The 19,571-nt window shown below is 57.0% G+C and carries 15 protein-coding genes; 4 read left to right on the forward strand and 11 right to left on the reverse strand.

The window, feature by feature from the left end; all coding sequences use genetic code 11:
* Positions 1-5: 5 nt before the first annotated feature.
* The 3 genes from phrB to ACUN8H_RS11430 form a co-directional block, all read right to left on the reverse strand.
* On the reverse strand, positions 6-1,421 hold the full coding sequence (gene phrB / locus ACUN8H_RS11420; protein ID WP_445532258.1) for a deoxyribodipyrimidine photo-lyase: 1,416 nt from the start codon (positions 1,419-1,421) through the stop codon (positions 6-8).
* A gap of 84 nt (positions 1,422-1,505) precedes the next feature.
* Positions 1,506-2,426: a MerR family transcriptional regulator gene (locus ACUN8H_RS11425; protein WP_445532259.1), complete on the reverse strand. Its 921-nt coding sequence runs from the start codon at positions 2,424-2,426 to the stop codon at positions 1,506-1,508.
* A 301-nt stretch (positions 2,427-2,727) separates the two neighbouring features.
* On the reverse strand, positions 2,728-3,777 hold the full coding sequence (locus ACUN8H_RS11430; protein ID WP_445532260.1) for an NAD(P)/FAD-dependent oxidoreductase: 1,050 nt from the start codon (positions 3,775-3,777) through the stop codon (positions 2,728-2,730).
* 174 nt (positions 3,778-3,951) lie between these two features.
* Between ACUN8H_RS11430 and ACUN8H_RS11435 the strand changes: the two genes are divergently transcribed.
* Entirely contained in the window at positions 3,952-4,854 is a 903-nt protein-coding gene (locus ACUN8H_RS11435) for a TIGR01777 family oxidoreductase (protein WP_445532261.1), read from the forward strand.
* 3 nt (positions 4,855-4,857) lie between these two features.
* On the opposite strand, the gene rapA is transcribed toward ACUN8H_RS11435, so the two are convergent.
* The gene (gene rapA / locus ACUN8H_RS11440) at positions 4,858-7,803 is read right to left on the reverse strand and encodes an RNA polymerase-associated protein RapA (protein WP_445532262.1); all 2,946 of its coding nucleotides are present in this window, start codon (positions 7,801-7,803) and stop codon (positions 4,858-4,860) included.
* A 113-nt stretch (positions 7,804-7,916) separates the two neighbouring features.
* Positions 7,917-8,720, reverse strand: a complete 804-nt coding sequence (locus tag ACUN8H_RS11445) for a redoxin family protein (protein ID WP_445532263.1) — start codon at positions 8,718-8,720, stop codon at positions 7,917-7,919.
* A gap of 65 nt (positions 8,721-8,785) precedes the next feature.
* Between ACUN8H_RS11445 and ACUN8H_RS11450 the strand changes: the two genes are divergently transcribed.
* The 3 genes from ACUN8H_RS11450 (at position 8,786) to ACUN8H_RS11460 (ending at position 11,924) form a co-directional block, all read left to right on the forward strand.
* Positions 8,786-9,040, forward strand: a complete 255-nt coding sequence (locus tag ACUN8H_RS11450) for a hypothetical protein (protein WP_445532264.1) — start codon at positions 8,786-8,788, stop codon at positions 9,038-9,040.
* On the forward strand, positions 9,033-10,574 hold the full coding sequence (locus tag ACUN8H_RS11455) for a phospholipase D-like domain-containing protein (protein ID WP_445532265.1): 1,542 nt from the start codon (positions 9,033-9,035) through the stop codon (positions 10,572-10,574). The genes ACUN8H_RS11450 and ACUN8H_RS11455 overlap by 8 nt, the downstream gene beginning before the upstream one ends.
* Before the next feature lie 141 nt (positions 10,575-10,715).
* Entirely contained in the window at positions 10,716-11,924 is a 1,209-nt protein-coding gene (locus ACUN8H_RS11460; RefSeq protein WP_445532266.1) for an ABC transporter substrate-binding protein, read from the forward strand.
* 76 nt (positions 11,925-12,000) lie between these two features.
* Here ACUN8H_RS11460 and ACUN8H_RS11465 read toward each other — a convergent pair whose 3' ends face one another.
* The 6 genes from ACUN8H_RS11465 to typA form a co-directional block, all read right to left on the reverse strand.
* The gene (locus ACUN8H_RS11465) at positions 12,001-13,326 is read right to left on the reverse strand and encodes a branched-chain amino acid ABC transporter permease (RefSeq protein ID WP_445532267.1); all 1,326 of its coding nucleotides are present in this window, start codon (positions 13,324-13,326) and stop codon (positions 12,001-12,003) included.
* Entirely contained in the window at positions 13,326-14,330 is a 1,005-nt protein-coding gene (locus ACUN8H_RS11470; RefSeq protein WP_445532268.1) for a branched-chain amino acid ABC transporter permease, read from the reverse strand. Before ACUN8H_RS11470 ends, ACUN8H_RS11465 begins: the two co-directional genes overlap by 1 nt.
* Positions 14,331-14,346: 16 nt before the next feature.
* Complete coding sequence (locus ACUN8H_RS11475; RefSeq protein WP_445532269.1) at positions 14,347-15,066, reverse strand: ABC transporter ATP-binding protein; 720 nt, start codon at positions 15,064-15,066, stop codon at positions 14,347-14,349.
* Positions 15,067-15,143: 77 nt separating this feature from the next.
* On the reverse strand, positions 15,144-15,914 hold the full coding sequence (locus ACUN8H_RS11480; protein WP_445532270.1) for an ABC transporter ATP-binding protein: 771 nt from the start codon (positions 15,912-15,914) through the stop codon (positions 15,144-15,146).
* A gap of 53 nt (positions 15,915-15,967) precedes the next feature.
* Positions 15,968-17,413 (reverse strand): sodium-dependent transporter, encoded by a 1,446-nt coding sequence (locus ACUN8H_RS11485; RefSeq protein ID WP_445532271.1) that lies wholly within the window; start codon positions 17,411-17,413, stop codon positions 15,968-15,970.
* Positions 17,414-17,681: 268 nt separating this feature from the next.
* Positions 17,682-19,532, reverse strand: coding sequence for a translational GTPase TypA (typA, locus tag ACUN8H_RS11490; protein WP_445532272.1), 1,851 nt, complete (start codon positions 19,530-19,532; stop codon positions 17,682-17,684).
* Between the last annotated feature and the right edge of the window lie 39 nt (positions 19,533-19,571).

Below are 19,571 nucleotides of genomic sequence, written 5' to 3' on the forward strand. Positions count from 1 at the left end.
TGCTACTACTCTTTAGTGAGCGATTTAAACGCGTCCAGAGCGCGTTGTCGTGCCGCCTTGTGATCGACAATCGGCGCGGGATACGGCACATCGGTAAGCAGGTCCTGGGGCGGTGCGTGGCGTGCTTTCGCAGGAAGATTAGCAAGCTCAGGCAGCCAGTGGGCAATAAACTCACCGTCGGCATCAAAACGAGTGGACTGTGTGGTGGGATTAAAAATTCGGAAGTAGGGGGCGGCATCGGTCCCTGTCGAGGCAGCCCATTGCCAACCGCCGTTATTAGCGCAAAATTCGCCGTCAACCAAGTGGCGCATAAAGAAAGCTTCACCGCGTCGCCAATCAATGAGCAGGTGCTTGCTTAAAAACATCGCCGTGATCATACGCAGCCGGTTATGCATCCAGCCGGTGGCCACTAATTGGCGCATGGCGGCATCGACAATGGGATACCCGGTGCGCCCCTCACACCACGCTTGGAAGCCTTCATCATCGTCGCGCCACGGCAATTGCTTGGTATGCGCCTGAAAAGGCTGATAGCGGCATACCTCAGGAAAGCCAAACGCCACGTGCTGGTAAAACTCCCGCCAGACCAGTTCATTGATCCATGTCGTCAGACCGAGGTCACCATCGCCTAAATGTCCGCTATTTTCAGCCATCGCTGCCTGCAAGCACTGGCGATGGGAGATCATGCCTAGCGCCAGATAGGGCGAGAGTTCGCTGGTGCCGCGCACCTTGGGCAGATCGCGCTGCTCCTTATAATGGCGACCACGAAAGCGCAGAAAGCGCGCTAAATTATCAGCCGCTGCCTTTTCACCCGCCGGCCAAAGTCGCCCGTCGATCGGCATGCTATCCAGCTCTGGTAAGGCAGGCAGTGGGTCACTGTCGATATCCAGTGCTGTTTGCACCGGCGGTGTATCGCGTAGCGCCAATTGGTCGGCGGTGATCTGCTTGTGCCACGCTTTGGAGAACGGGGTGAAAACGCCGTAAAAATCGCCTTTTCCGGTCAATAGGCTGCCTGGGGCAAACGCGAGGGCGTCGTGGTAGCCGTGAGCGGCAACCCCGGCCTGCTTGAAAGCATCCTGCACCGCTTGGTCGCGGTGACGCTCATTGAGCGCGTATTCGTGGTTGAAGTGCAGCTGTTCAATGTCATAGTCACGAGCGATTTCAAGCAGCGCTTTCGGCGCTTGGTCATAGCGTTCGATATCACGGTGAAGTAGCGGAATATTCAAGCCGTTGAGGGCTGCTTTAACGGCTGCCACGCCGCGTGCCCAAAAATCCAGCTTGTTAGCGCCATGGCCGTGCGCTTGCCACTGGGAAATACTACGCAAAAATACCGCTATCACAGGCCCTTTAGCCGCGGCGGCAGCCAGGGCGCTGTTGTCATCAATGCGCAGGTCGCTGCGCAGCCAAACCAATTGACATTTCATAGGGTCTCCTGCGACACAAAAAATGGCCGGTCGCCGGGCGGCGAACGGCCAATAGGGTGACATATGAACGACATACGATAGGAACTATAGAACGCCAGACTCGCGTAACAGCGGCCGCAAGCGAGCGATTGCCTGGGGTAAGTCATCACCTAGAAGGTGCACCGGGCTATCGAGCAGGTCGGCTTCACGCAGGCGAGCCACTTCACCACACACGCCAATAGGCACATTGAGCGACTCCGCCGCTTTAGGCAGCGCTTGGTGAATATAGCGATCGCTTTCCCGCTGTCCGCTAGAAAGCAGCACCATTGACGAGTGCAGGCGCGCCACTGCTTGCGGGAGGTCCTCAAGTGGCAGCGAGTGATCGAGCATCTGTACTCGGTAGCCTTGCTCGCTCGCCATCAGCGCTGACATCAACACCCAGAGGGGGCCTGGGTCATCGGGCATGGCATTGAGCAAAATCAGCGGACCACGGGTAGCTTGGTTGGCGTAATGCAGCCGAATGCCCACCTGGCTGCGCAAAAACGACTCCAGAGTGCGTCGTACTAAATGATCGGTCTGAAGGGCCCACTTCGCCTCTAAGCTTAAAATGACCGGCTGCCACAGCTCATTGATAGCAATACTCAGTGGATAGATCGCCAAGCTCTGATGGTAAAACGCCTCTAGCTTGGGTAGATCGAGTGCTTCGATGATGGCTTGTAACTGTTGGCGCTGACTGGACCAATCGCCGGCATCCGGCGACGGTGTCTCAATTGTTTCTGGCTGGTCAAGCAAGTCGGCGACTTGACTGACCGGCACACCACGATTGAGCCACTGCAAAATGCGTTCAATGCGAGTGATGTCATCCTGGGCATAAAGCCGATGGCCTTTTGGGGTACGCTGAGGGCGAATTAACCCATAGCGTCGTTCCCAAGCGCGCAGCGTGACCGAGTTGACGCCCGTTAAGCGAGATACTTCGCGTATCGGATAGAGAGGCGTATCGGGGGGATGGGTCGCCTTGAGGCTCATGGGCGCCAGTACCTCTTGGTTGACGGCAGCACGGCGCTGCAGTGGCCTGTCAGTGTTCGCCGTGGCGAAGGTGTAACTTGTTCCATGTAAAGGTTGCCTAATCAAAGATCTGAACAGTGGAAAACCACGGATTGACGCGGGTGCTCGGCCATACGACGTTGAAAATAGCCAAGTCTAGCCTGCACACATTACCTAAACCTGAGGCTTCCTAGGGCGATACTGTATGCTCATTTGTACAACTTGTCGCTATTCGGTACAACCTTTATAAGAAGGCTTCTTAGCTAGTAAAGTATTGTAACGGTTAGACCGACCGGCCTATTAGTGCTTCACCCAAGCGGTGGCCCGATAGCCAAGCATCTTCTACACGCCCGCCACGAAAGCTGTCGCCACATAGGGCCAATCCGCTTTCACTGTATAAGTATTCAAGCCCATACGAGCTCGCTGGCTGCGCATAACGCCACCGGTGTGCGCCGATTTCAATGGGTGTAGGCAGGGGGGATGTGGTCGGGTAAAGACTTTGCAGGGCGGCCAGCAGTTGGTGAGCCACTTGGTCGGCCGGTTGCTCTAAGTGCGCTTCGCTCCAATCAAGCTGCGCCAGCAAGCTCAGGCTTTCCATTTGCTCACGGCGCCCCGGCTTGGTTTGATTCCGCGACACAATGTGTAGCGCTGGGTGCGCTACCCGCGCCATCTGCCAGTCCGGGTCAACACCGGGTAGGGCGGGAAGCGGTTCGGCAAAAATCGCCCACCCCGCCCAGCAGGCGCGCTGCTCCCCTGCTTGACACGCCGCCCCCAACTCGGTGTCCCACTCAGCTAGCAATGCATGAGCTTGGGGCGGAGGCGTGCTGATAACAACCTGTTCAAAAGGACTGTATGTTGTGTGGTCAGCGGCTATCAACTGCCAACCTTTGGCGGTCAAGTTAAGCGCTGTAATACGCGTGTCCGCATGCAACTCATTACCCGGCTGGGCCGTTAAGGCATCGGCCATATAGCGCGTCAAGGCGCTCATTCTCGGAGCGCCGGTATAGCGCTTTTGATGATCGTTGTGCGCCTGCCAGCCACTTGAGCTAGCCTGATAAGTACGTTTAGGCCAAAGCGTTATGCAGCCCGCAGCAAGCCATTCATCGACAGCACGTTGAAAATCTACGTCGCGAGCGGTGAATGCCTGAGCACCTAAATCCAGTGTGGCGCCCGGCCTGCGTTTACTCGACATACGCCCACCGGGGCCGCGGGCTTTATCAAAGAGTGTGACGCTGGCGCCGCTGTTGGCGAGCACTTTTGCGCAGGCAAGTCCTGAAATGCCTGCCCCGATGATAGCGACCCTGTGTGTCGCCGTTAGCGGCAGTGTAGCCATGGATTCCTCGCGGCGTTTAAAGGCACTCAATAAAATCACGCCATATAAAAGTGATTAAGTAACTGAATTGGAAACCTATTGTAGCAGTTTTGTATAAATTACGTACAATTTAGTTGCCGATTGATTCATCTCGCCAAGCTGGCACCTAACGGTGACACCAACAGGAGTAATTGCATGCGCGTATTAGTGACCGGAGGCAGTGGGTTTGTCGGCCAGCGGCTGTGCCAGCAGCTGATAGAGCAGGGCCACGAGGTGCAGGTAGTTTCTCGCCGCCCTCATCAAGTGCGTGATCGCTTGCCTAGCGGATGCGATATTCGTGATAGCGCCCAGGCGTTTATCGAGTCGCCGCCGGACGCGTTGATTAACCTGGCGGGTGAGCCGATTGCCGCCAAACGCTGGAGCGATGAGCAGAAAGCCAAGCTGATTAACTCTCGGGTGGCGGCGACCGAGCAACTGGTGGCGTTATGCGAACAGTTAAACGCTAACGGACAGCCGTTGCCAAAGGTGATGGTCTCCGGTTCAGCGATGGGTTACTACGGCGATCAGGGAAAGCGCGTGGTGACCGAAGAGACGATGCCTAACGATGAGTTCGCCTACCGGCTATGTAAACAGTGGGAGGCCGCCGCCCAGCCGATAGAGGGCCTGGGGGTGCGGTTAGCGATTCTGCGTACGGGGTTAGTGTTAGCGGCGGGTGGCGGTAGTCTGCAGAAAATGCTGCCGCCATTTAAGCTCGGATTAGGCGGCCGCTTTGGCAGTGGTGAGCAGTTTATGCCCTGGATTCACCGCGACGACCTGGTCGCGGCAATTCTGTTTCTCGTTAATCACGAGACCTTGAGTGGCCCCTTCAACGGCAGTGCGCCCCATCCGGTGACCAATGCGACCTTTACTAAAACCCTGGCCAAGCAGCTCAACCGTCCGGCCATATTCCCGGTGCCCGCATTTGCCTTGAAAGCAGGGCTTGGGGAGATGTCGCGGTTGCTGTTGACCGGGGCGGATATGCGCCCCACGCGCCTTGAAGCGGCGGGATTTACCTTTCTCTATCCCACCCTGGACAAGGCGCTGGAGGCGATTCTTTAACGCTTAGCGGTCAGCATCGACGGTGATGATTACCCGCACGGAATCAAGCCGCAGGCGGGTGTTCTCAATAGCGTCGCTAAGCGCTTTACGCTCATCTTTTAGTGTGTCGATTTCGGCGCTACGCACCGCTGGGTTGTGTTCGGCCAGCGCGGTCAAACGAGCAATTTCGGCATCCAGCTGCGAGCGCATACGGGCCTCGGCGTTCTCCACGATGCTAGGCAACTGACGTTCGGCTTCGCCTTCACCCTGGGTCAGCAGCCCGCGCAACTGATCGTGGCGGCTCTTGATTAAGTCCCGCGCCAGGGATTTATTGACCTTCTGTAGGTTCTTACCCAGGCCAGTAAAGGAGATTTTGCTGGTCAGGTTGGCGCCCGATTCATCCAGCAACAGGCGCACGGCGGTGGGCGGTAAGAAGCGGTTAAGGTGCAGCTTCTTGGGCGCCGGACAGTGGGTGCGAAACACCAGTTCAGCCATTAATCGGCCGGCGGGGATGGCGTCGTGCCGGAGCAGAGCGAGCGCCGAATTGCCCATGGTGCCATCCAGCACTCGGCCCATCATTTCCCGTAGCAGCGGATGCTCCCAGGAGAGTCGCTGCACATCGTCACGGGCCAGCGCCTGGGTGCGGCTGTAGGTGGCGGTGAAGCCCTCTTCGCCTTTGATCAGGCCCGGCAGGCCATCCAGCATATGTTGGCTGGGCTGCAGGTGCATTAAACCCTTGCCGATCTCCTGGCTCTCCACGCCGAAAATATCCAGCGCCCGCTCAAGGTAGCGAGGCAAGGCGGCGTCGTCATCCAATTCGCGCACCGCGTCGATCACCTGCTGTGCACGCGCAGGGCGGCAGGCGTTAAGCTCCAGCAGCCGGTTGCGGCCCGCATCGTGCTCCGCCAATTTGGCGCTAAACATGGCGCGGGTTTCGGTGATGATCTCGTCAAGCGCCTCATCATCCAGCAGGGCGTCGGCCAGGGCGTCACCAAACGCATCAAACAAGTCGTTGCCGACCCCATGGGGAGCGCTGAACGCATCCATACCTTCGTGGTACCAGCGCAGCAGCCGCTCGCCAGGGCTACCTTCAAAGGTGGGAATATGCAGCTCGATAGCGTGGCGCTGGCCAATACGGTCCAGGCGGCCGATGCGTTGTTCGAGCTGATCCGGATGCTGGGGCATATCGAACATGACCAGATGGCGGCAGAACTGAAAGTTGCGCCCCTCTGAACCAATTTCCGAGCAGACCAGCACCTGAACGCCCTCATCCTCATCGGCAAACGCCGCCGCTGCGCGGTCACGCTCGATTAAAGAGAGATCTTCGTGGAACACCGGGGCATGATAGCCGCCCAGCACCCGCAGCCCTTCGGCAAGCCCTTCGGCGGTTTCCCGATGATGGGCAATGACCAGCACTTTTTCGTTGGCGAAGCCGCTCTCACTGTCGTCGCTGAGCTTTTCCAGCAGCCAGTTCACGCGTGGGTCGATGTGCCACCAGTCCTCGCCGTTGAGCGGGTCATTGCTGAGCGCGCGGTAGGCCGCGTCGGGGTAGATCAGCACGTCGGGGTGATCCATGCCGGTTTCGATCAACAGTTCATCGAGATAATCATCGTCACGCTCTAGGCGGCGCACGACGCGACGGTAAGCCGAAGGCAGCGCCAGCGGCGCTAAGTTGAGGCGTCGTTCTGGGAAGCCTCCCACATGACGGCGGCTATTGCGGAACATCACCCGCCCCGTACCGTGGCGGTCCAGTAGCGCTTCGCTGAGCTGGGCGCGGGCAGCGTCCTGCTGCGCAATGCTTGCCTCCGGATTGCACAGCGTGTCGAGCAGCGCCTGGCTATCGCGGTCATCCGCGACTGCTGAGACGGCAGTACGGGCGCTCGCATCGTCAGGCAGAGCCGCTAAGGCATCAATGGCGCGGGCTACTTCGGTGTAGTGGCTCTCTTCGGCTTTGAAGCGTTCCAGGTCGTGATAGCGCTCATCATCCAACAGCCGCAAGCGGGCAAAGTGGCTCTTGATACCCATCTGTTCGGGGGTGGCAGTGAGCAGCAGCAAGCCGGGGATTAGCGCCGAAAGCTGTTCGACGCAGCGGTAGCCGGGGCCGCTGCCTTCTTCGCTCCAGTCGAGGTGGTGCGCTTCATCAACAATCAGCAGGTCGAACTGGCTCGCCAGTGCCTGCTCCTGACGCTGAGGGTTGGCAAATAGCCAGCCTTGGCTGGCTAACACCAGCTGGGCGCTCTCAAACGGATTAGCGCTGCCATGGGCTTGGCTCTGGGTCTCGTCTAACAGCGAGACGTTGAGCGAAAAGCGCCGCAGTAGCTCGACCAGCCACTGATGCGTGAGGCTATCGGGAACCAGAATCAGCGCGCGCTCAACGCGGCCATTGAGCAGCAGGCGGTGCAGAATCAAGCCCGCTTCGATAGTTTTGCCCAGGCCCACTTCATCCGCCAGCAGTACGCGAGGCGCATGGCGGTTGGCGACTTCATTGGCGATATAGAGCTGGTGAGGAATCAGATCGATGCGCGGCCCGGAAAAGCCCAGCGCGCTGTGCTGCTCGATACGCTGATAGTGGTGCAGGGTACGAAAGCGCAAATCAAACCAGTCATTGCGATCGACTTGGCCGGTCAGCAGCCGGTCGCGCGCTTGATCGAACTGCATGGTATCGGCGAGCTTGGCTTCGGGCAGCTCGCGCAGGTTGCCTTCCTTGTCTTCACCGATATAGGTGATCAGGCCGTCGGTCTCTTTGCTGTCATCGACCACCATCTGCCAGCCATCGGCGGAGATGACACGGTCGCCGCTGCCGAACATGACGCGGGTCAGCGGGGCCTGGCGGGTGTTGTAGGTACGGGTTTCCTGACTGGCACTGAACAAAATGGTAACGCTACGGGCGTCGCAGTTAAGCACGGTGCCGAGCCCAAGCTCAGCTTCACCGTCGCTAATCCAGCGTTGGCCGGGAGAAAAATCGCTCATGATGCCTCGGAGGAGTCTGCAAAACGGGTCGACTGCCGCCGGAGGGGAGCGCCGGCGGCAACAGGGCGGGGGATTCTAACGCAAAGCAGCGAGGGGATTAAGGTGTATCGGCATCAATCTTTTAGCCAGCGGTCGAGATGGGCACGGGTCACCTCGCCCACGTGTACATCCAGCGTATTGCCCTGTTCATCAAATAGTACCGTGGTAGGTAGCCCTGGCGCTTCAAATAGGGCCATCAGCTGTTGGCTGGGATCGCGCAGCGCGTAGCGAAATTCAAGCTGCTGCGCATCCAAATAACGCACCATGGGCAGCAGGTCTTCGCCCTGGTTAGCCACCACCACGCTCACGCCCTCGCGTTGGGCGGCCTCCTCGAGCAGCGGCATTTCGCGTAGGCAGGGTGGGCACCAGGTCGCCCACAGGTTGACGATAACCAGGTCGCCGCTCTCGGTCAGCGACGACAGCGCTACCGGATTGCCGTCTACGTCCTCCAAGGTGATCGCTGGTAGGGAGTCAATGGCAAAATCGTTGCCCAAGGGGGCCAGGGTGACCAGCACCAACCACAGACTGGAAGTCGCGACCAGCATGGCCATTGCACCGCCCATGGCTAACAGGCGTGTACGTAGCGTCCAGGCTGTCCATATTAACCCGGCGACCATGCCCCAAAGGCCGTGGTAGCCAGATTGCCAGACCTTTAGCGCCTCCCATGGCGCAGCGCTATAGCTTTCCCAATGGAGCAGGATATAGCCGACCCTAGCGCCAACCAGCCAGGCAATTATAAGGCCGTTAAACCAGCGCTGCTGATCACGCTGGGGAAGCCCCAGCAGCCATCGCGCGCAGAGTAGCAGCACCAGGGCGCAGCCAATGGCATAGAGACGTGGTAGCGAAATCAGTAGCGGACCGAGAGCAATGGCATTCATGATTTTCTCGTGAAACAGGTACACTGGCAGACCATACCATGCGAGCTGCAAATTACGGAGACGTTATGCCCCCACCCGCGTTTGATAGGCTGCGCGCGCTTGCTATTGTTTCCCAGGCGATTGGTTTAATGCTGGTCATTGGCTTGGAAACCGTTATGGGTAATGCCGCCCGCCCCTGGCAAGGGGTAGTGCTGGCCGGCATGTTGGTCGCAGCGCTCACGATTGCGTTAGTGCGCCTTTATCAGCGCAATCTTACCCGCAAGCGCTGGGCCGAACGCCTTGAAGCCAGTGACCATAACAAAGACCAAGACGATGACTAATGCCATTGGCTGGCGTCAATGGATGAGCTTAGTGGCACTGTGCAGCGTAATGGCGGGATGCACCCACGCTGTGACGCGTGAACACCACACGACGCTCGCCTTGGACGGTGCACGCACGACCTGGTTGGGTGAGCAGGCCTATCAGGCGTTAGCGGAACAGACACAACCCGATGGTTTTGCATTGCTAGCCAATGGGCGGGAAGCATTTGCTGCTCGGGTAGGATTGATTCGCCAAGCCCAGCGTGAGTTGAATATCCAAACCTACTTACTGGGCGAAGGCCAAACCACGCGGCTAATCTTTTCGCAGTTGCTGGAAGCCGCCGAGGAAGGCGTCCGGGTGCGCCTGCTGGTCGATGATATCGGCGCTATTGGTCAAGGTGATCGTTTAGCCGCACTGGCGAGCCACCCAGGTATCCACGTGCGGGTTTATAATCCGCTCCCGGTGGGGCGTGGGCATATATTCACGCGCGTCTTGGCCTCTGTGGTCAACCCTGCTCAGCAGCACCGGCGCATGCATAACAAGCTGTGGGTAGCCGATAATAGCGTCGCCATTGTGGGGGGGCGTAATCTGGGCGATGAATATTTTGATGCCAACGACTCCCGCAACTTTGCTGATTTGGACTTTGCGACCATTGGCGAGGTAGTACCCGATCTTTCGCGCAGTTTTGATCTGTATTGGAATCACGGCTTGGCGCAGCCGATTGAACGCTATCATCAAGTCGCCGATAACGCTTGGCAATCGCTCGAAACGGCGTTGGAAGATTGGCTGGATGTTAATGCCGACTCGGAATACTTTACCCAGCTGCGCAGCCACCCGCGCAGCGCGCCGCCCTGGGAAACCCTTCATTGGGGGGAAGGCGTGGCGATGTGGGATAACCCCGGCAAGCTGGCGTCTGGTACGCCTGAATGGCGCGATACTCTGCTAGGCGAGTTAACTGATGCCACCGAGCTTAACCAGCGCCTTGTGGTTATTTCTGCTTACTTTGTGCCCACCGAGCAAGGCGTGCAAAACCTAACCGATCTTGCTGACCAGGGTATCGCTGTCGAGATTATTACCAATTCACTGGAGTCGACAGACGCAGCCGTCGTACACGGCGCCTATGCGCCGTGGCGTAAAACGCTTCTCGCTCACGGTATCACCCTCTATGAGCTGCGCCCCGAACAGGAAGCGGGCCCGAATGAAGATATGCGTGTGCCCGGCGCCTCTGCTTCAGCGCTACATATCAAAGCGTTGAGTTTTGATGATCAGGTGTTTGTGGGTTCGTTTAACGCTGACCCACGGTCGATCTACTGGAATACCGAAATTGGCGTGCTGGCCCGCAGCGATACCCTTACGCAGGCGTTTAACGATCTGGTGGCCATAGGGCAAGAACCTGCGCTGAGTTATCGCATCGAACTTACCCCAGAGGGTGAGTTGAACTGGCACCTGGAGCGCGATGGCAACGTGGAAATTTTAACCACTGAGCCGGGGAGCTTTTGGCGCCATTTCAACGCCTGGTTAAGCCATGCGCTCAAGATGGAGCGCTGGCTATAGACCATTTGGCGAAGTAGCGTTAGAAGTCGATGCTTGTGTTTTTGGCGTTCCGGTTCCAGATTAATAGCAGCCTTAACGAATGTACGCTGGGGCACACAAAAATTTGAACAAACTTTTAGGATACTGGGAGCGACCAATAACATGATGAATAAACGCGCATTAGCCACCGCCGTGGCGGCTTCTACCCTGGCAGTGGCAGGTTTCGCACAGGCAGAGGTCAAAGTTGGCTTCTTGGGCGGCTTTACCGGGGGAATCGAAAGTTTAACGCCACCAATTTTTGAAGGTGCTCAGCTAGCCGTAGAGCAGATCAATGAGCAGGGCGGTATTTTAGACGGTCAAACGCTGGTAATGCCGACGGGTGATACCACCTGTTCTGATGCATCGGCTGCCTCAAACGCCGCTGACCGTATGGTGAACTCTGAAAATGTGACGGCGATTGTGGGCGCGCTGTGCACCGGTGCCACCATTGCCGCGGCTAACAACGCCGCCATTCCCGGTGGCGTATTGATGGTATCACCTGCCTCTACGGCACCGGCAGTATCTGAACTTAACGATAACGATCTCGTCTTCCGCACCGTACCGTCAGACGCTTTCCAAGGTGAGATGCTGGCCAAACTGCTGCTGGAAAAAGGCATCGACGCTGTCGCCGTTACCTATGTAAACAACGATTACGGTCAAGGGCTTTCTGACGCCTTCAGTGCTGCGTTTGAAGCGGGCGGCGGTGAAATTACCGAAAATTTGGCACACGAAGACAACCGGGCAGATTATCGCTCTGAGCTAGGTTCGCTCTCGGTGAGCGGTGTGGATACGCTTGTCGTGCTGGCCTACGCCGATACGTCGGGCCAAACGGTACTGCGCCAAGCTTACGAAAGTGGCATGTTTACCCAGTACGTAGGCGCTGACGGCATGGTCGGCGATAGCCTTATTGAAGCCATTGGTGCTGACGTGCTTGATGGCATGATTGCCACGCGCCCCGGCAGCCCTGACCTGCCCGGCACTGAACTCTTTATCGAAGCCGCCGAAGCCGCTGAGCTAGACCCAAGCGCCGTATTTGCAGCCCAGGCCTACGATGCCGCTTTCCTGATCGCGCTGGCGATTGAGCAAAACGGCAATGCCGACCGTGAAGGACTTTCAGACGCACTGCGCAGTGTCTCAAGCGCCCCAGGTGAAGTCATTCTGCCCGGCGAGTGGGAGAAGGCGGTTGAGCTGATTGCGGCAGGTACCGATATCAACTATGAAGGCGCGTCTGGCTCGCATGAGTTCGATGATAACGGCGATGTACCTGGCGTAGTGGTCGAGATGGCGGTAGAAGACGGCACCTTTACCAGCAAAGGTCAGGTTGATCTTTAATTTGTAGGCTTAGTATTAACAGAATGCCCGGCTGTTTCCAGCCGGGCATTTTTTTATAGGCCATCAGTTAATAGCATCAGCCGTGGCTTTTGATCTTCTCGGGCAGTAGCCCTTTGGGCGCGAAGCGCAGCACCATCGTGATCAGCAACCCAATCACCAGTACCCTGGCCTGCAGCGCGCGGCTATCTATATTACTGGGGGCGTCCCAGCCAAACGTGCCTTCGCCAAAGGCGACGGCTAACTGCATCAAAAACAGCGCCAGGGGCTCCGACATAATCCAGATGATATACACCGCCACGGCACCGAAAATAGTGCCTAGGTTATTGCCCGGCCCGCCAAGTATTACCATCACCAGTACCAAAAAGGTATGGTTAAGCGGCAGGTAGCCTTGCGGGTCGAAGAGGCTATTGAAGGTGCCCAGAATGCCCCCGCCCAAGCCCATCAGAATGCACCCCAGCACAAAGATCTCCAGCCGACGCTTATTGATGTCTTTGCCCATGGCGGCCGCGGACATTTCGTTATCGCGAATCGCCCGAATCATACGCCCCCATGGCGCGTTATAGGCACGGTTGAGTAGGAAGAAGATCACCGCAATGACCACTGCCGTAATCGAGAGATAGATCGCGCGTGAAAGGGTGAAACCCAGCTCGGCGGGTCCCGGCGTTGGCCAGGGTAGTGGTGAGACTGTGGCAGTGCCGCGGGTCAGCCAGTCGGAGTTTTTTAGAAACGCTTTGATGATCTCAGCAATGCCGAGGGTGGCAATCGCGAGATAATCGCTACGCAGGCCCAAGCAGATATGGCCGATAAAATAACCGACGCCCCCTGCCAGGGCGCCGCCTACTATCCAACCGGTCCAGGGGGGTAAGCCTAGCCCGCCGACAAAGCCTGCCTGGCTTTCAATCGCTTCCGTCACTTCACGTAGCTGGCTAATCACCGCGAGGTAAAGCACGATACTTAACACGATCACCAGGAACGTTCGCAGCGGTTTTGGCACCCCCAGGCGATCCAGCTTGCTGACGGCGACCATCAACAGGATGGCCGCAACGCCATAGAGCAGCACAAGGCCTAGCTCGCCGGGAAGTGCAGAGCCCCAGAAGGCATCATTAACCGGTACGCTGAAGAACATCGCACAAAAACCACCGAGGGCGACAAACCCCATCACCCCCGCGTTGAACTGACCTGCATAGCCCCACTGAATGGTTAAGCCCAGCGCGAGGATGGCATAACAAGCGGCCTCAACGAGCATGCGCGTGCTATAGGCCGCCCCCATCATGGCGTAAACCACTAAAATGGCCGCGAGCAGAACCCAAAACAGGATCAGCTCGCGCAACGGGAACCGGCGTACTTGGGTAGCGTCTTTGGGCGTGTAGGCAGGATTACGTGTTTTGGCTGAATGGCTCATTAGATCACCTTGCCCTTGAACAGTCCGGTTGGGCGCCACACCAGAATGGCGACCAGAATAAAGAACGGCACCACAATCTTGTACTCCGTGCCCACGAAGGCGAGGTTCGACGGCAGCTCCAGCCAAGCAGGCAAGCTATCGCTGAAAGGGCGCAGGAGAACGTTCCAGTTAAACACGGCCAGTGTTTCGGCAAAACCGACCACAAAGCCACCGGCAATGGCGCCATAAGGGTGACCAACCCCGCCAACGATTGCGGCGGCAAAGATGGGCAGCAGCAGAAAGAAGCTTAAATCGGGTTTGAAGGTGACATCCAGGGAGAGCAGGGTACCGGCAATCGCCGCGAGCGCTCCGGCGATCATCCACGTCACCGCCACAATGGTATTGGTATTGATACCCGATGCCTGGGCCAGTTCCGGGTTATCCGACATGGCGCGCATTGCTTTGCCTAACCGCGAACGGTTAAGAAACAGGTGCAGTGCGACCACGGCCACTAGCGTGATTACAAACAAATAGAGTTGCGGCTCGGTGATCACGATGGGCGCACGGGCGCCCTCGAAGGGCAGCGCCAGGCGGAAGATTTCTTTGCGGTCATCGACATACAAACTCTGCCCGCCGGTGCCCGAAAAGAGGCGGATCAAACCCTGCAGAATCAATGTAACACCCAGCGAGCCAATCACCAGCACGATTGGCTTAACGCCATGGGCGCGTAGCGGTTTATAGAAGGTTTTATCGATGCCCACCGCCAGCGCCGCGGTCAGCAGCATCGCCAACGGTAGCATTAAAACCGCTGTCGGCACGCCAAGGCTGGCGCCTGCCGCTGGGAACAGCGTGGTAAGCAGTAGCACCATAAAGGCACCGAAAGTCATCATGTCGGCGTGGGCAAAATGGGCAAAGCGCATAATACTGAAAATCAGCGTTACGCCAATCGCGCCAATGGCGTAAATGGAGCCGCTGACACTGCCAGCGATCACCACGTTATTAATAAAAAAAGCCAGTTCGTTCACACGTTTCTCCCTGGGGCTAGCCGCCCAAAAAGCTTTTAGCGACGTCCGGATCGGCCAGTAAGGCGGCCCCGGTATCGGTAAAGCGGTTTTGTCCGGCGGCCAGCACAAAGCCCTTGTCGGCGATTGCTAAGGCCTGTTTGGCGTTCTGCTCGACCATCAAAATACCCACGCCGGCGGCGTTGATCTGTTTGACGCGGTCAAAGATTTCATTCATGTAGAGCGGCGACAGTCCCGCGGTGGGCTCATCGAGTAACAAAAGGCTCGGCTCGGCCATTAAGGCGCGTCCCATGGCGACCATCTGACGCTGGCCACCGGAGAGCTCACCGGCGGGCTGGCGGCGTTTTTCATACAGCGGTGGGAAAAACTCGTACACCTGAGCCAGCATGCGTTTAACGTTTTGTGGCTTTAAGAATGCGCCCATCTCCAGGTTTTCCTGTACCGAGAGGCTGGGAAAAACGTTCTTCTCCTGGGGCACGAAACCCATGCCACGCTGCACCAACTGGTTGGGCGGTAAGTTTTGGATGGGCTGGCCGTTAAGCAGGATCTCGCCCTGATTAACCTTCAGCAGGCCAAAGACTGCTTTGAGCATGGTGGATTTGCCAGCCCCGTTGGGGCCAACGATTACCCCGACCTCATCGGCTTCCAGCGTCATGTTTACCCCGTTAAGGATATTCATGCCGCCATAGCCTCCATGCACATCCCGTGCGTCGATTAATGGCCTGATTGTTGATGACATAAGCAAGGGGTCTCAGCAAGGTCGCTTACTTAAAGCGACATCATTGTATTAATTAGTGAGTAGCGAAACGGTCACACTTAAGCGGCATCGGTGCCAAAGTAGGCTTCGATTACCTCAGGGTTATTCTGAATCTCATTGATATGGCCTTCGACCATCACGCTACCCTGGGCGAGCACAATCACCGGGTCGCAGAGGCGGGCAATCATTTCCATATCGTGCTCGATGACGAGAAAGGTGTAGCCCATCTCACGGTTGAGCCGCTCGATATTGCCGATCAAATCGCCCAGCAGGGTGCGGTTTACCCCGGCGGCGATCTCATCTAGCAGCACCACCTTGGCATCCGTCATCATGGTGCGACCAAGTTCTAGCAGCTTCTTCTGCCCACCCGATAAATTGCCTGCCAGCTCGTTGCGAACGTGATGCAGGCCAACGAAGTCGATCACTTCCAGCGCGCGGCGACGTACTTCAGCCTCTTCTCGCTGCACCTTGCCAGGCTTTAGCCAAGCGCTAAAAAGGCTTTCACCGGCTTGTTTAGGCGGTACCATCATCAGATTTTCCAGGGCGCTCATCTGGCTGAACTCGTGAGCAATCTGAAACGTGCGCAGTAACCCCCGATGAAAGCGCTGGTCGGCGCTGAGCGCGGTAATGTCTTCTCCATCGAGTAGAATGTGCCCGCTATCAGGCTCTAGAGCGCCCGCAATAAGGTTAAACAGGGTGGATTTACCGGCGCCGTTGGGGCCGATCATGCCCGTAATGGAGCCTTTCTCCACTTGGATGGAGCAGTCGTTGATTACCTGCAGGCCGCCGAACGCTTTATTCACTCGTTGTACATCAATGAGAGAGGTCATGGTGTCTCCACGCGATACAGGCGGCTAATAAGCCGCCTGTGCACTATTATTTATTAAGTTGTTGGGCGTGGTTTTTTGAGCCACGATTGGCTGGCAGCAAAGGCGCCAACGATGAGCAGCGCGCCAAGGGTGGGAATAAGATAGCCATCCACCTGAGGGATTGTGCGTAAAAACACAAAGGCGACAGCCGCGGGTGCCACAAAGCGCACCAGCAACCGCCAGTATTTAAACCAAGTGACGCTGCTGCCCAGTTCCTTCATCACTTCGCTCTGTGTTAGCGCCCAGCCGGCGAACAGGGCGATCAGCAGACCGCCCACCGGCATAAAGATATTGGTGAGTAGCTCGATAAACTCAAACGCACTGCGCCCAAACAGGCTATGGAATATCGTCCCCTCGGCCCACACGTTAAAGCTGACGACCGTCAACAGCCCCATCGCCCAGGCGGCAATCACCATGATAGTGACTGCCTGGGGGCGGGTCATATCGAAACGCTCCACTAGAAACGCGGCGACGGGCTCGATCAGGGAAATGGAGGAGCTGATGGCGGCGCCTAGCACCAGGATAAAGAACACGCCGCCTACCAAGGCACCAAACGGCATTTCGGCAAATGCCAATGGCAGGGTGACAAACATCAACCCTGGGCCTTGGCCTGTTTCTAACCCAGCGCCAAACACCAGGGCAAAGATAGCCAAGCCAGCGACCATCGCCACGGCGGTATCGACAATGGCGACGGCAAAAGCGGTTCGCGTCAGCGACACGTTGCTGGGCATGTAGGCGCCGTAAGCCATGATGGCCCCCATGCCCAAGCTCAGGGTAAAGAACGATTGCCCCATGGCCTGAAGCCAGCCCTCAAGGCTGAGATCGGCAATATTAAAGGTAAACAGGAAAGTGGCTGCAGCGCCTATATCGCCATTCACTACGCTGTAGACCAGCACCACCAACAGAATCACAAACAGCGCGGGCATCATAATGCGCAGGCCTGATTCGATGCCTTTATGTATTCCCATGCCGACAATCAACGCCGAGGCTGCAATGAAAAGGGAGTGGTAAAGCGTCATTAGTCCTGGGGCAGCCAGTAACGCATCGAAGCCGTCACTAATGGTCTGCGCATCGGCACCCACCAGCGAACCCGTCAGCATCAGGCCGGTGTAGTGGATTGCCCAACCGGCAATCACCGAATAGAAACTTAAAATCAAAAAAGCCGAGGCGGCGCCCAGCCAGCCGATCGTTTCCCAGGCTCGGGATGTCTTATGGGTTTTGGTTAAATGCCGCATGCCCATAATCGGGCTCTGGCGGCTGTGACGCCCCAGCATGATCTCCGCAATCAAAATGGGAATACCCACCGCGAAAATGGTCAGTGCGTAGACTAAAATAAAGGCACCACCGCCGTTTTCACCGGTAAGGTAAGGAAACCGCCACAGGTTGCCTAAGCCAACGGCGGAGCCAACCGCGGCGAGTAGAAACGTACCTTTGTGCGTCCAGACGTTTTGACCGCTCATGGGTAAGAGTGTCCGTGTTTGAGTGCAGGATGGGGATGGTATCCAAACACTCGTATGAATATAAAGATGCCAGCGTGCCTTGGACGCGCTGAAGTTAGCGTTACTGTGCGATAGAACGCCTCACCTTTCCAGCGTATTAGCGTTTAGGCTGCGTTTAGTGAAGTGCCTTGGCAGCTTAATGAGGCCGCATCATGCAGGAGAGCGTGGCGTTAAGGTACAAAAAAACCCGCTTGCGCGGGTTTTTCGAAAGCTACGGCTTTTAGCGGTATTACTTTTTGCTAAAACGCTTACGCTCGGTCTCTTTCAACAGCTTCTTACGCAGGCGGATATGCACAGGCGTGACTTCGACGAGTTCGTCGGAATCGAGAAATTCAATCGCTTGCTCAAGAGAGAACTTAACCGGCGGGGTTAACACGATGTTTTCATCGTTGCCGGTAGAACGCATGTTGTCGAGCTTCTTACCCTTGGTAGGGTTTACTACCATGTCGTTAGCACGGTTGTTGATGCCGATCAGCATGCCTTCGTAAACTTCCGTGGCGTGATCGATGATCAGCTTGCCGCGCTCTTGCAGGGCATACAGTGCATAAGCAAGGGCTTTACCGTCGACCATGGAGACCAGCACGCCATTACGACGCTCGATGGACGCTTCAGGCTTGAGCGGACCATAGTGATCAAAACGGCTGGTGAGAATGCCGGTGCCGGAAGTCAGGGTTAAGAACTGACCACGGAAGCCGATCAGGCCGCGGGCAGGGATGATGAAGTCCAGGCGAACCCGTCCTTTACCGTCCGGCAGCATGTTGGTCATTTCACCTTTACGGTAGCCCAGCTCTTCCATGATCGAGCCCTGGTGCTGCTCTTCACAGTCGATGATGACTTCTTCGTAAGGTTCCTGCTTCTCACCGTCAATCTCTTTGATGATGACTTCTGGGCGGCCGACGGCCAGCTCAAAGCCTTCACGGCGCATGGTTTCGATCAACACCGACAGGTGCAGTTCGCCACGGCCAGACACCTTGAACTTCTCAGGGGTTTCGCCCTGTTCAACACGCAGCGCCACATTGTGAATCAGCTCTTGATCAAGACGATCCTTGATATTACGGCTGGTCACGAACTTGCCATCTTTACCGGCGAACGGTGAGTCGTTGACCTGGAAAGTCATCGACACGGTGGGTTCGTCGACGGACAGCGGGGGGAGCGCTGCCACATTGGCCGGATCGCACAGCGTATCGGAAATCGCCAGATCGTCGATGCCGGTGATGCAGACGATATCGCCAGCGGTCGCTTCGTTGGTCTGAACGCGCTCCAAGCCCATATGAGTCATGACTTGGCCGATTTTGCCCTTACGCACATTGCCGTCAACGCCGATCACCGAGATCTGCTGGTTCGGTTTTACCGAGCCACGCTTGATGCGGCCTAGACCGATAACGCCCACGTAGCTGTTGTAATCTAGTGCCGAAATCTGCATCTGGAAAGGGCCGTCGAGTTCCACCTTGGGCGGCTCGACGATATCGACGATGGCTTGGAACATGGGGTCCATGTTGTCCGCCAGCTCTTCAGGATCCATGCCGGCAATGCCGTTCAAGGCAGAGCAGTAAATGATCGGGAAATCGAGCTGTTCGTCGGAAGCGCCCAGGTTGTCGAACAGGTCAAAGATCTGGTCGATCACCCAGTCAGGGCGGGCACCGGGACGGTCAATTTTGTTGACGACCACGATGGGCTTCAAGCCTTGGGCGAATGCTTTTTGGGTCACGAAGCGAGTTTGTGGCATCGGGCCGTCAACGGCGTCTACTAACAGTAGCACCGAGTCGACCATCGACATGACGCGCTCAACTTCGCCACCGAAATCGGCGTGCCCAGGCGTATCCACAATGTTGATGTGGTAGCCATTACCTTGGCTGTCTTGCCATTGAATGGCCGTGTTCTTGGCCAAAATGGTAATGCCACGCTCTTTTTCCTGATCGTTTGAGTCCATGATGCGCTCTTGACCTTCTGCTTTACGGTCAAGGGTGCCGGACTGGCTCAGGAGTTTATCGACCAGAGTGGTTTTACCATGGTCAACGTGGGCTATGATCGCGACGTTGCGCAGGTTATTAACCGCGCTGGAGTTTTGCTGGTTTTGCATGCTGAGAGAGAACTCTTGTGAACACCCGTTTGTCCACGG

This window comes from Vreelandella sp. V005, from assembly GCF_052645115.1.